This is a genomic window from Variovorax sp. Varisp41 (genome assembly GCF_047325085.1).
Classification (GTDB): domain Bacteria; phylum Pseudomonadota; class Gammaproteobacteria; order Burkholderiales; family Burkholderiaceae_C; genus Variovorax.
In genome coordinates this window covers 4,349,363-4,361,761 of the sequence record NZ_CP168540.1, presented here as the reverse complement: position 1 = coordinate 4,361,761, position 12,399 = coordinate 4,349,363, and the positions used below count along the sequence as shown (strand labels likewise).

Here is a 12,399-nt window from a genome sequence, read left to right as displayed (position 1 = left end):
AGCGCGTGGAGCCGCTGCTCGCCGAGATCCGCGCCTGCCGCGTCTGCGAGGCCCATCTGCCGCTGGGCCCGCGCCCGGTGGTGCAGGCCGGCGCGGATGCGCGGCTCTTGATCGTCGGCCAGGCGCCGAGCATGACGGTGCACCGCACGGGCGTGCCCTGGGACGACCGCAGTGGCGACCAGCTGCGGCGCTGGCTCGGCGTGGAGCGCGAACTGTTCTACGACGCCTCGCGCATCGCGCTCGTGCCCATGGGCTTCTGCTACCCGGGCCGCGGCACCAGCGGCGACCTGCCGCCGCGCAAGGAGTGCGCGCCGCTGTGGCACGAGCGGCTGCTGGCGCAGATGCCGCGCGTCGAGCTCACGCTGCTGATCGGCCAGTACGCGCAGCGCCGCCACCTGGGCAGCCGGGCGCGCGACGGCGTCACCGAGACCGTGCGCGCCTTCGCGGAATTCGCGCCGCGCGTCATCCCGCTGCCGCATCCCTCGCCGCGCAACACCGGCTGGCAGCAGCGCCATCCGTGGTTCGAGAGCGAGGTGCTGCCGGTGCTGCGCGAGCGCGTGCGGCTGGCACTGGGCATGGGCACGGGCGGCTGAACGCTTCGTCGCGGGACGAAGCGTGCGGGGGACGAAGCCGCACCATCGCGGTCATCGTCATCCACCGCAACAGAAGGACCCCCCATGCCCGCGCGCGAAGTCATCCGTGTCGAACCCCTCTCCACCTGGCTCGATCGCTGGAAGGCACCGGCCTCCATCGTCACGCGCCATGGCGACACCGTCTATGTCTCGGGCCTGCCGCCCTTCGATCCCGAGACCGGGCAGGTGGCGGTCGGCGCCTCGGTCGAGCGGCAGGCCGAGCTGGTGCTCGAACAGCTGAAGCTGTGCCTGGAGACGGCGGGCTCGTCGCTCGCGAATGCGCTCAAGTGCAACGTGTACTGCACCTCGGCGGAGAAGTTCGCCGCGGTCAACGCGGTCTATGCGCGCTACTTTCCCGAGTCGCCGCCCGCGCGCATCTTCGTCTGCGTGCCGGCCTGGTTCGGGCCCTTCGACATCGAGATCGACTGCATCGCGGCGCGCGGCTGAGGCCGCTTCAGCGCGCGGCCTTCCTCGGCCGCGCCGCCGGCCGTCGCGGGGGCTTCGCCTCGAGCACCAGTTCGGCGGGCAGGCCGTCGTTCCACGACTCGGCGAAGTAGGCGCGGTCGCTGGGCACCAGCTGCGGCAGCGCTTCGCGCAAGGTGGCCAGCGAGCGCTCGGCCGCCTTCAGGTCGCCCGCATGGGCCGCGTACCACGCATGCTCGAACAGCAGGCTGCAATGCTGCAGGCCCGGGTAGCGGCGCCGGCCGGCCTGGTGGTCGGCCAGCCGCGCCTGCGCCACCTCGACCCAGCGCGCGGGCCAGTGCGTGGCGTCGAAGGCATCGGCGAGCGGACCGGCCAGCGCCGAGATCGCGGCCGGGTCGAGCGGCGCCTGGGCGCGGAACTGCGCGAGCGTGGGCCGGGGCTCGGCGCCACAGTGGCCGCGCGCGATGCGCATCAGGTAGATCGCGTTCCAGGCCGAGCGGCCCTGGCCGTCGGCCTGGCCGCACAGCCATTCGCTGAAGGCGATCCACTGCACGGCATGGCGCGTGGTGTCGGACGCTGCCGGGGCATCGCCGCGCCGCTTCGGGCCGGCCGCCGGCGCCGAGGGGAGCGCGGGCAGCGCGAGGCCCACGCGGTCGAACAGCCACACCGCCATGCCGAGGTTGGCCGCCACGTGCTGGGCGGCATCGAAGGAATGCGACTCGAAGGCCGCGGTCAGCGCGTCGCCGAAGCGGCGCAGCGATTCCTCGGCGAGCAGACGGGCGGCCGGCGCATCCTCGGCCGCGAGCGCCAGCGCGCGCGAGCGGCAACCGAGCGCCCACAGGTTGCACCATTCGAAGCGCACGTCGGGATGATGGCGCAGCACCACGCTGCGCGCCGGGTCGTCGGCCATGCCGCCGAGCAGCGACTGCGCCAGCGGCAGGTCGCGCGCGGTGTAGGCGCACCAGGCCGAGACGATGCATTCCATCGCGCCGAGGTAGTCGTTGCCCGCCACGTGGTGCGCGAGGCGCTGCTTCTTGAGCACCTCGAGCTGGCGACGCGCCTGTTCGTTGTCGCCGAGGCGGCGCCACAGCATGGCCTCGTTGAGGGTGACCAGCGCGCGCTGGAAGCCGCTGGCCGCGAGCGTCCCCGCGAGCCGTATCGATTCGAGCGCGCTCGGCTGGCCGGCGCCATCGCCGGCACCGGCGGCCACCGGCGTCATCAGCCGGCCCTGGCGCGCGGCCCGCTGCGCGGCCACGAGCTGTTTCCAGAAGGCCGCGTCCTGCAGGTGCACCGCCTCGGGCGGCGCCGAGGCACCGGCCGAAGCGCCCGTGCGCGCGCGCAGGCCGAGGAACGAGGCGATCTCGGCCGCGCTGGCGGCGCGCCCCTCGACCTCGCAGCGCACGCGCCGCGCCTCGGCCGGCGGCAGCCAGAACGGGCCCTGGCTGCGCCGCTCGGCGTTGAGGAAGCGCGGCTCGCGCGTGCTGTCCTCGCCCCAGCCGACCTCGATGCCCCAGGCCTTGAAGTCGCGGAAGGCACGGCTCACGACCATGCGCAGCGTGCTCGCGTCCGACACCTCGCCGCGCAGGTCGGCCAGCCGCACCATCGGGGTCTGGCTGTCGTGCGCATGGCGCATGCGCACCAGCAGCCACAGCGACTGGAAGGCCGCGCGCCGGCCGTCGACCGACTGCGGGGAGGTGAGCTCGACGACGAGCGGGGATGAAGCGGAAGCGGGACTTGGCACGCCCCGCATTGGACCTCAAATCGAGGCCGCGGCAAGGGCCGGGGCGCGCTTCCTTCAGCTTGCGCGGTGGCCGTGCTCGCAGTGCGAGGGCGCGGGCTGCATCAGCCCCGGCAGCTCGCTGCGGCCGACGCCGAGGTCGCGCAGGTCGTGCTCGCTCATGCCGGCGAGCTGGCACGCATCGGCACGCGCCCGGCGGCGATTCGCCGCGTGCCGGCGCCAGCCGCGCAGGGCATGCAGAAGGCGTTGGCGAAAGCTCGGGGACGATGCGGTCTTCACGATGGGCTCCTGGGGGTTGCGGTGTCGGTGCGCTCATCTTCGGCGTCGCCGTGCTATTGTGGAAGTTGAGATTTCTGAGACTTCTCATCAGCTTTTCTGATTCGACGCCCATGCGCCACCTCAACCTCGACCAGCTGCGCACCCTGATCGCGATCGCCGACCTCGGCAGCTTCTCGGCCGCGGCGCAGGCGTTGCACCTCGCGCAGCCCACGGTCAGCCTGCATGTCTCCGAACTCGAGTCGCGGCTCGATGCCAAGCTGGTGGTGCGCGGCGCGCGCGGCATCACGCCCACGGCGGCCGGCGCGGCGCTGGTGGAGCGCGGGCGCAAGCTGCTGCGCGACACCGACGATGCGCTCGACGCGGTCAAGCGGCAGGCCGAGGGCCGCAGCGGCCGCGTGCGGCTGGGCACATCGACCGGCGTGGTGGTCGACCTGCTGCCGCAGGTGCTCGAGGCGCTGGGCGCGCAGGACGCGGGCATCGACGTCGAGGTGGCGATCCTCGGCTCGGGCGAGGCGCTGGCGCGGCTGGCCGCGGGCACGCTCGACATCGGCCTGGTGGCGCTGCCGCAGCCGCCGCTGCGCGACCTGGTGTTCACGCCCTGGCGCACGCAGCCGATGATGGCCTTCGTGCCGCAGCGCACGAAGGCGCCCAGGCGCGTCACGCCGGCCTGGCTGGCCGAGCAGCCGCTGATCTTCAACGACGCGACCACCCACATGTACCGGCTCACGATGGAGTGGTTCGCGGCCGCGGGCTTCGCGCCGCGCGCGCGCATCGAGCTCAACTACGACGCGGCCATCCGCAGCCTGGTGGCGGCCGGCTATGGCGCCGCGCTGCTGCCGCTGCAGCCGACGACCGACGCGGCGCTCGGCGAGCGCCTGCAGGTCCTGCCGATCGTGCCGAAGCTCACGCGCCGCCTGGGCATCGCGCACCGGCCGCGCGCGCTGCTCGACGGCGCCACGCTGCGGGTGCTCGAGGTGCTGGCGGGGTTCCGCCAGACCTGAGAGGCTTTACGACGCCTCGGGCTTGCGCGCGCCGAGCGAGAGGATCTCGTTGGCGTTGACGATGGCGGCCGCGATCTCTTCCATGGTGGCGCGCTTGCTCATCGCCTGCTCGCGGATCAGGTCGTAGGCCTGGCCCTCCGACACGCCATGCGTCTTCATGAGAATCGCCTTGGCCTCCGCGAGTTGCCGCACGCCCAGCAGCTTGGCCTCGGTCTTGCGCAGGCGCCGCGCGAGCGAGCGGTTCTGCTTGTGCGCCTCGCGCGCCACCACCAGCGCCGACAACAATCCGAAGGAGCGCACCGGCGAGGGCAGCACGGCCTTGGCGCCGATCTCGAGCACGGCCTCGACGATGGTCGGGTTCTCGTAGGTCACGACGGCGATGATGGCCGGCGCGTCCTCGCTCTTGGTCCACTCGAAGCGCAGGTTGATGAAGTCGGGCTGCACCGCCATGAAGGCCACGTCGATGCCCTCGGGCAGTGCCTGCACCGGCGGCCAGAAGGCCTGCACCTGGCAGCCGATGCGCTGCAGCTGCTGGGTGAGCTGGCGGCCGTCGCTGTCGTCGGGGTGGATGACTGCGATCTTCAGCAGGCGCAGTTCCTTCAACTGCGGTGGCGTCACTCGCAGGGTGTGTCTCTTGGGGGGGCTTTCCACTTTCAGGCCTCTTGTTGTTTGTGTCGAGGCTGTTGTTCGGGGCGCGTGCACAGGACAGCGGGTACTTCCCTCCGCGAATGTCCCCCGCCCTTCGGGCTCCTCCTTAATTTCGCTGCGGGAAGCACCCACTGCCCTGTGCACGTGGGCGCAGTCGTTGTGCAGCCGGTTCTACGGCCGCGTCCAGGCTCACGTCGATGGGGTACTCCCCGCAGCGAAATCAAGGAGGAGGCCGCAGGCCGGGGGACATTCGCGGAGGGGAGTACCCCGTCGGCGTGAGCCCCCTCACAACGGTAGAAAGCACGTTCCACCCTAAACCTCCAGCGTATCGAGCCGCGCAGTCCAGTCCCCGAGCGAATGCGTCACCAGATACGGATCGGGATACACGGCACGCGTAGCCTGACGAACGATGGTGAACTGCCCCTGCGCATCCACACGCCCGATGCGCGGATAGAGACAGGTGTGGTGGTTCGACGGGTCGATCTTCACCCGCCCCTGCGGCGCATCGAACTCGGCCCCCAGGATGTGCGGCAGGATCTCCGCGATGCCGTCGCTGCCCGCCTGCGCGAAGGCATTGGCGTAGATGTGCATCTGGAAGTAGGCCGCTTCCCAGCACAGGTTGGGTACGCAGCCGTCGCCGAAGCGCGCGCGCAGCTGCGCCAAGCAGCGCTGGTTGGCCGGCGAGTCGATCGACTGGAAGTAGGGTGCCGCCGTGAAGTGCCCCGTCGCCACCCCGCGCCCCATCTGCGAGATCTCGGCCTCGGAGGTCGTGAGGCTCGCGATCGGCATGCGCTTCGGGTCGAAGCCGGCCTCGGCATAGGCGCGGTACAGGCTCGCGGTGGAGTCGCCCACCACCGTCGAGAAGATGAAGTCGGGCTGCTTGTCGCGGATGTCGGCCATGATGGCCCGGTAGTCCTTCTCGGTCGCGTCGAGCGCCGCGTAGTGCTCGCCGAGTTTTTCGCTGCCGGGGCGCTGCATCACCAGCTCGCCCATGATCCGGTTCGACTCGTAGGGGTAGATGTAGTCGGAGCCGATCAGGTAGACCCGCGCGCCGAAGTTCGTCGTCATGAACTCGGCGAGCTGCACGCTGTTCTGGTTGGGCGCAGCGCCCGTGTAGATCACGTTGCCCGAATACTCGAAGCCCTCGTAGAGCGTCGGGTAGAACAGCAGCTTGTTCCACTTCTCGATCACCGGGATCACCGCCTTGCGGCTGCTCGACATGTAGCAGCCGAAGATCACGTTGACCCGGTCCTGCACGATCAGCTTCTCGGCCAGCTGCGCATAGCGCGCCGGGTTCGACTGCGGGTCGTGGCGCACGGCGACCAGCTCGCGGCCGTCGATGCCGCCCGCCGCGTTGATCTCCTCGATGCCGAGCAGCGCGCCCTGCAGCTGCGACAGGCCGATGGTCGAGGTGACGCCGGTTTCCGAATAGAGGATGCCGACGCGGATGGGATCCTTGTCAGCCATGGGCGGTCGTCCGTGAGGGGTGAGGGGCCGTCATGTCTTTTCTGTCTCGTGTGGGATTCGTTCGGGGCTCCACCCTATCGCAGTTCGATGCTTTCGTCAGTGGGCCGCGGCCAGCCGCGCGCTCATGCGCGCGAGCCGCGCCGGCAGGCTGCGCGCATCGTCGGCGATGCAATAGTTGCGCCAGCCGAAGATGCGCCGCACATAGGCGTCGGCCGCGGCATCGACCGCGATGCAGGCGGTGCGCACGCCCGCGCCGCGCGCCTCGGCCACCGCTTCGCGCGCATCCTCGACGAGGTACTTCGGATCGTGCACGTCGATGTCGGCCGGCGCGCCGTCGGTCACCAAAAGGATCGCGCGCTGGCCCGCGGGCTCGTCCTCGAGCAGCGCCGCCGCATGCCGCAGCGCCGCGCCCATGCGCGTCGAGTAGCGGCCGCGCACCGCGCCGATGGTCGCGCGCGCGGGCGGCGACAGCGGCTGGCCGAACTCGAGCAGCCGGTAGTAGTAGACCTCGGCGCGCGTGTTCGACGAGAAGCCGTGCACCGCGAGCCGGTCCGCGCCGCGCGGCCGCGCGGCGGCGAGCATCAGCGCGGCCTGCTTCTCGATCTCGAGCAGCGACAGGCCGTGCGGGCCCGCATCGTTGGCCGAGGCCGACAGGTCGAGCAGCACCAGCACGCTCGATGGCCGCGGCGCCTTGCCGGGGCGCATGAACAGCCGCGCGTCGGGGCGCAGCCGCTGGCGCCGCTCGACCAGCACCTCGATCGCCGCATTGAGGTCGATGTCGTCGCCCTCCCACTGGCGCCGCAGTCGGTGCCGGCGGTCCAGATGGTGCGCGCGCGGCAGTGCCAGCGGCGGCAGGCTCTCGGCGCGCAGGGCCGCTTGTGCCTGGCTTGGCAGCAGGCCCTGCCACCCGGGAAGCTTCTCGATCACCGTGCACCAGTCGGGGCGCAGGCGCTCGAGGCGGCGGTCCCATTCGGGATAGGTGTAGCGGCCCAGCTCCATGTCGCCGAATTCGGGTGGCGCGCCGGCGGCCGCATCGCCCGCGTCGGAGGGCGGCGGCATGCGCGCGCCCGACTGCTGCAGCGCGATCGCCTCGTCGGGCGGTGGCGGCGTCGCGTCGGCGCCGAAGTCCCAGAGCCAGCTGTTGTCGTCGCGCCAGGGCGCGGGCACCGCGTAGCCCTGGGGCTCGAAGCGCACGCGCATCTGGCCCAGGTCGTTGGCGAGGATCGAGGCGATCGCGCGGAAGGCCTCGTAGTCTGCCAGGCCCGCGCGCGCCGCGGTGTCCTCGAACAGCCGGCGCGCCTTCTCGACCCAGTGGCTGCCGTCGTGCAACTCGGGCCGCAGCAGCAGCCGGTCCATGCGCAGCAGCAGCGCCTCGAAGCGCAGGTCGAGCGGATCGGGCGCGGGCGGCAGCGCGTCGGCGAACCAGCCATGCAGGCCGGGGAAGTCGCGCACCAGCAGCCGCTCGACGCGCGCGTCCTCGATCGCCGACACCAGCGCGATGCCCATCGGCCGCAGCGTGTTCGCGCGGCGCGCGGGCGTCGAATGCCGCAGGTGCGCCACCGCATGCGCGACCATCGCGCGGCGCAGCGCCGGCGGGCTGCCCTCGGGAACCAGCAGCCGCCCGGCCGCGAGCACCGCGCGCGTGCCCGGCTTCGCGCCGGCCACCAGCGGCTGCACCTCGAGCGCCATGCCGGCGAGCCCGCGCGCGAGCAGCCCCAGCGCGGCGAAGCTGCCGGTGTCGCGCGTCATCCGAACTGGGCCTCGACGAAGCCCTGCAGCGCGCTCGCCATGTCGGGATCGTCGGTCAGCGCGCGCGTCATCGTCATCTCGCAGCTCTCGCGCGGCGTCACGCCGTCGCGGATCAGCACGCCTGCGTAGATCAGCATGCGCGTCGACACGCCCTCGTCGAGCCCGCGGTGCTTGAGTTCGCGCGAGCAGTGCGCGACGGCCACCAGCTTCGCGGCCAGCGCGGTGTCGATGCCGGCCTCGTGCGCCACGATCTCGGCCTCGAGCACGGCGTCGGGGTAGTCGAACTCCAGCGCCGCGAAGCGCTGGCGCGTCGAGGGCTTGAGGTCCTTGGCGCTGCTCTGGTAGCCGGGGTTGTACGACACCACGAGCTGGAAGTCGGGATGCGCGCGCACCAGCTCGCCCTTCTTGTCGAGCGGCAGGATGCGGCGCGCGTCGGTCAGCGGATGGATCACCACCGTCGTGTCCTGCCGCGCCTCCACCACCTCGTCGAGGTAGCAGATGCCGCCATGGCGCACCGCCAGCGTCAGCGGCCCGTCGTGCCAGGCCGTGCCGTCGGCGTCGAGCAGGTAGCGCCCGACCAGGTCCGAGGCCGTCATGTCCTCGTTGCAGGCCAGCGTCACCAGCGGCCGGCCCAGCGACCACGCCATGTGCTCGACGAAGCGCGTCTTGCCGCAGCCGGTCGGCCCCTTGAGGATCAGCGGCATGCGGTGGCGCCAGGCCTGCCGGTACAGCGCCACCTCGTTGCCCGCGGGCCGGTAGAAGGGCTCGGACTCGATGCGCCAGGCCGCGAGCGGATCGTGCACGGGTGCGTTCATGGCGTGTCGCGGCTCCCGCTCAACGGTGCTTCGCCGGCTCGTTCGGAATCCCCTCGATCGGGCATTCGGGCGTGCCCACCGTGCTGCGCGTGAACGACTCCACCATTTCGCGCGTGCCCTCGGGGTCGTTGATCCACTGGGTGTAGAAGTTGTAGGGGCAGGCCGCCACGCCCTTGTCGCCGTCGCCCGAGTTGATGGTGCCGGTGTAGCCGCGGTGCACCAGCTTGAACAGGTGGTTCTGCGACTGGCCGTTGCGCCGCGCGTCGCGGATCAGGCCCATCGAGAGCTCGGCGTAGTTGATGCCCATCTCCTCCTCGCCGCATTCGCCGAGCGTGCGGCCGTCGAAGCCGATCAGCGCCGAGTGGCCGAAGTACGAGTACACGCCGTCGAAGCCGGCCGCGTTGGCCACCGCCACGTAGGTGTTGTTCATGAAGGCCATCGCCTTCGACACCAGGATCTGCTGCTCCTTGGCCGGGTACATGTAGCCCTGGCAGCGGATGATGAGCTCGGCGCCGCGCATCGCGCAGTCGCGCCAGATCTCGGGATAGTTGCCGTCGTCGCAGATGATCAGGCTCATCTTCATGCCCTTGGGGCCTTCGCTGACGTAGGTGCAGTCGCCCGGGTACCAGCCCTCGATCGGCACCCACGGCATGATCTTCCTGTACTTCTGGACGATCTCGCCCTGGTTGTTCATGAGGATCAGCGTGTTGTAGGGCGCCTTGTTCGGATGCTCCTCGTGGCGCTCGCCGGTCAGCGAGAACACGCCCCAGACGTTGGCGCGCCGGCAGGCGTCGGCGAAGATCGCGGTCTCCTCGCCGGGCACCGAGGCGGCCGTGTCGTACATCTCCTTGGCGTCGTACATGATCCCGTGCGTGGAGTACTCGGGAAAGATCACCAGGTCCATGCCGGGCAAACCTTTCTTCATGCCGACCAGCATCTCGCCGATCTTGCGCGCGTTGTCGAGCACCTCGGCCTTGGTGTGAAGGCGGGGCATCTTGTAGTTGACGACCGCGACGCCGACGCAATCGTTGCTGCTCGAAATATCACCATGTCTCATGACGCTGCTCCTGAAGGGGTGGTTGGGAAGGGAAGGGGTTCAGACAGTGAGGAAAGAGCGGACCTTGTCCTGGTCGAGCGTGGCGCGCGCCTCGTCGTGCACCAGGCGGCCGCGGTCGATCACGAGGAAGCGGTCGGCCAGCGCGAGCGCGAAGCTCAGCACCTGCTCCGACACCACGATCGCGAAGCCGCGCTCGGCGCGCAGCACGTTCAGCGTCTGCGCGATCTCCTTGATGATCGAAGGCTGGATGCCCTCGGTGGGCTCGTCGAGGATCAGCACCTTGGGCTCGGAGATCAGCGCGCGCGCGATCGCCAGCATCTGCTGCTGGCCGCCCGAGAGGTTGCCGGCCTTGCGCAGCCGCATGTCCTGCAGCACCGGGAAGAAGCGGTAGAGGTAGTCGGGCACCGTGCGGTGGCCCGAGCGCGCGGCGCCCGAGAGGATGTTTTGCTCCACCGTGAGGTGCGGGAACACCATGCGCCCCTGCGGCACGAAGGCCAGGCCCTGCGCCACGCGCTGGTGGCTCGGCAGCCGGGTGAGCTCGGTGCCGTTGAGGCGGATGCTGCCGCCGCGCGCGGGCAAGAGGCCGATCAGCGACTTCAGCAGCGTGGTCTTGCCCATGCCGTTGCGGCCCATGACGGCGACCGCCTCGTCGGGCGCGACGCGCAGCGAGACATCGTGGATCACGTGCGACTCGCCATAGGCGACATCGAGTGCGGAGACTTCGAGCATGCGGTGGGCTCCTTCAATGGCCGAGGTAGACGTCGATCACGCGCGGGTCGGCCTGCACCTCGGCGGCCGTGCCCTCGCTGAGCAGCCGGCCCTGGTGCAGCACGGTCACGCGGTGCGCGATGCGCTTGACGAAATCCATGTCGTGCTCGATCACCACCACCGACTTGCCCACCGAGATGCGGCGCAGCAGGTCGCCGGTCTGCTCGCGCTCGCGCGGGCTCATGCCGGCCACGGGCTCGTCGAGCAGCAGCAGCTCGGGCTCCTGCATCAGCAGCATCCCGATCTCGAGCCACTGCTTCTGGCCGTGGCTCAGCTGGCCGGCGCGGCGGTCGAGGCGCTCGAGCAGGAACACCTCGGTGGCCATCGCCTCGATGCGCTCGCGCAGCGCGCGGGTGCGGCGGAAGCTCAGCGACTGCCACAGCCCGTGCATGCGCGGCAGCGAGATCTCGAAGTTCTCGAGCACCGTGAGGTCCTCGTAGACCGAGGGCGTCTGGAACTTGCGGCCCACGCCGGCGCGCACGATCTCGTGCTCGTTCATGCGGCCCAGGTCCTGGCCGTTGAACAGCACCCGGCCCGCGCTGGGCCGGGTCTTGCCGCAGACCATGTCGAGCAGCGTGGTCTTGCCCGCGCCGTTCGGGCCGATGATCACGCGCAGCTCGTTGCGCTCGACCGAGAGGCTCAGGCCGTCGACCGCCTTGAAGCCGTCGAAGGAGACCGTGAGGTCCTCGACGCGCAGGATCTGCTCGTTCGAGGGCGGCACGGCCGAGGCCGCCTGCGGCAGGCCGCCGTTGGGCATCGCCAGGGTCGCGTTCATGGCGCGGCCTCCGCGCCGCGGCGGCGCAGCAGCTTCTCGCCCAGGCCCGCCAGGCCGTTCGGCATCGCCCACACCACGAGGATGAAGACCGCGCCGAGGAAGTAGAGCCAGCCCTCGGGGAAGGTCTCCGACAGGTAGGACTTGAGGAAGCCGATCAGGAGCGCGCCGATCACCGCGCCGGGAATCGAGAGCCGCCCGCCCACGGCCGCGTAGATCACCATCTCGACCGAGGCCACCACGCCGATCACGCCGGGCGCGATCAGCCCCACCTGCAGGCTGTAGAAGGCGCCGCCGATGGCCGACAGCAGGGCCGCCACCGCGAACACGAAGGCCTTCATGTGCGCCGTGTTGTAGCCGCTGAAGCGCACGCGGTCCTCGCGGTCGCGGATGGCGATCAGGATCTTGCCGAAGCGGCTGCGCACGATCAGCAGCGCGCCCACCATGGCGAGCGCGACGGCCGCCACCTCGATGAAGTACATGGTCCGCTTGGCCGCGTCGCCCGCGATGTCCCAGCCCAGCAGGGTGCGGAAGTCGGTGATGCCGTTGGCGCCGCCGGTGTCGCCCTGCTGGCCGATCACCACCACGGTGAGCGTGAGCGCCAGCGACAGCGTGACGATCGCGAAGTACACGCCGCTCACGCGCCGCTTGAAGATCGCGTACGAGAACACGTAGGCGAGCAGAGCGGGGATCGCGAGGATGCCGACCAGGGTCCAGCCCAGCGAGTGGAAGGGGATCCACCACGAGGGCAGCTGCTCGACGCTGCTCCAGACCATGAAGTCCGGTAGCTCGGGCGCCGAGGCCTCGAGCTTGAGGAACATCGCCATCATGTAGCCGCCGAGGCCGAAGAACAGGCCCTGGCCCAGGCTCAGCACGCCGCCGTAGCCCCAGGTCAGCACCACGCCGATCGCGACGAAGGCGAAGGCCAGGTACTTGCTCACGAGGTTGAGACGGAACGGATCGAGCGTGGCCGGCAGCACCACGGCCAGCAGCAGCAGCACGGCCGCCAGCCCGACGAGGTCGCCGCGGCGTTGGGGAGAAAGCTTCATG

General features: G+C 70.8%; 13 protein-coding genes. 3 read left to right on the top strand and 10 right to left on the bottom strand.

Annotated elements, in window-relative coordinates:
- Positions 1–5: 5 nt before the first annotated feature.
- Both ACEN9J_RS20105 and ACEN9J_RS20100 read left to right on the top strand, forming a co-directional pair.
- Positions 6–593, top strand: a complete 588-nt coding sequence (locus ACEN9J_RS20105) for a uracil-DNA glycosylase family protein (protein ID WP_413761871.1) — start codon at positions 6–8, stop codon at positions 591–593.
- Positions 594–677: 84 nt separating this feature from the next.
- On the top strand, positions 678–1,079 hold the full coding sequence (locus tag ACEN9J_RS20100) for a RidA family protein (RefSeq protein WP_208511139.1): 402 nt from the start codon (positions 678–680) through the stop codon (positions 1,077–1,079).
- Positions 1,080–1,086: 7 nt separating this feature from the next.
- Here the strand turns inward: ACEN9J_RS20100 and ACEN9J_RS20095 are convergent, their stop codons facing one another.
- Positions 1,087–2,796, bottom strand: a complete 1,710-nt coding sequence (locus tag ACEN9J_RS20095) for a hypothetical protein (RefSeq protein ID WP_413761870.1) — start codon at positions 2,794–2,796, stop codon at positions 1,087–1,089.
- A 54-nt stretch (positions 2,797–2,850) separates the two neighbouring features.
- Complete coding sequence (locus ACEN9J_RS20090; protein WP_057598545.1) at positions 2,851–3,072, bottom strand: DUF1127 domain-containing protein; 222 nt, start codon at positions 3,070–3,072, stop codon at positions 2,851–2,853.
- Between the two features lie 110 nt (positions 3,073–3,182).
- Here ACEN9J_RS20090 and ACEN9J_RS20085 point away from each other — a divergent pair, with 110 nt between their 5' ends.
- A complete protein-coding gene (locus tag ACEN9J_RS20085) occupies positions 3,183–4,073 on the top strand; it encodes a LysR family transcriptional regulator (protein WP_413761869.1) in 891 nt (296 codons plus the stop codon).
- Positions 4,074–4,079: 6 nt separating this feature from the next.
- Here the strand turns inward: ACEN9J_RS20085 and ACEN9J_RS20080 are convergent, their stop codons facing one another.
- From ACEN9J_RS20080 to urtC, 8 genes are all read right to left on the bottom strand, one after another.
- Positions 4,080–4,724 (bottom strand): ANTAR domain-containing response regulator, encoded by a 645-nt coding sequence (locus ACEN9J_RS20080; protein ID WP_261212271.1) that lies wholly within the window; start codon positions 4,722–4,724, stop codon positions 4,080–4,082.
- Between the two features lie 309 nt (positions 4,725–5,033).
- Positions 5,034–6,188: an ABC transporter substrate-binding protein gene (locus ACEN9J_RS20075; RefSeq protein ID WP_057592369.1), complete on the bottom strand. Its 1,155-nt coding sequence runs from the start codon at positions 6,186–6,188 to the stop codon at positions 5,034–5,036.
- 96 nt (positions 6,189–6,284) lie between these two features.
- The gene (locus tag ACEN9J_RS20070) at positions 6,285–7,937 is read right to left on the bottom strand and encodes a nitric oxide reductase activation protein NorD (protein ID WP_413761868.1); all 1,653 of its coding nucleotides are present in this window, start codon (positions 7,935–7,937) and stop codon (positions 6,285–6,287) included.
- A complete protein-coding gene (locus tag ACEN9J_RS20065) occupies positions 7,934–8,752 on the bottom strand; it encodes a CbbQ/NirQ/NorQ/GpvN family protein (RefSeq protein WP_057592371.1) in 819 nt (272 codons plus the stop codon). The genes ACEN9J_RS20070 and ACEN9J_RS20065 overlap by 4 nt, the downstream gene beginning before the upstream one ends.
- Before the next feature lie 19 nt (positions 8,753–8,771).
- Complete coding sequence (locus tag ACEN9J_RS20060) at positions 8,772–9,809, bottom strand: aliphatic amidase (RefSeq protein ID WP_209540343.1); 1,038 nt, start codon at positions 9,807–9,809, stop codon at positions 8,772–8,774.
- Positions 9,810–9,848: 39 nt separating this feature from the next.
- Positions 9,849–10,538 carry an urea ABC transporter ATP-binding subunit UrtE gene (gene urtE, locus ACEN9J_RS20055; RefSeq protein WP_057592373.1) on the bottom strand — a complete coding sequence of 230 codons (690 nt, stop codon included), beginning with the start codon at positions 10,536–10,538 and terminating at the stop codon, positions 9,849–9,851.
- A gap of 13 nt (positions 10,539–10,551) precedes the next feature.
- A complete protein-coding gene (gene urtD / locus ACEN9J_RS20050; protein WP_261212072.1) occupies positions 10,552–11,334 on the bottom strand; it encodes an urea ABC transporter ATP-binding protein UrtD in 783 nt (260 codons plus the stop codon).
- 14 nt (positions 11,335–11,348) lie between these two features.
- Positions 11,349–12,398 (bottom strand): urea ABC transporter permease subunit UrtC, encoded by a 1,050-nt coding sequence (urtC, locus tag ACEN9J_RS20045; protein WP_296799857.1) that lies wholly within the window; start codon positions 12,396–12,398, stop codon positions 11,349–11,351.
- Between the last annotated feature and the right edge of the window lies 1 nt (position 12,399).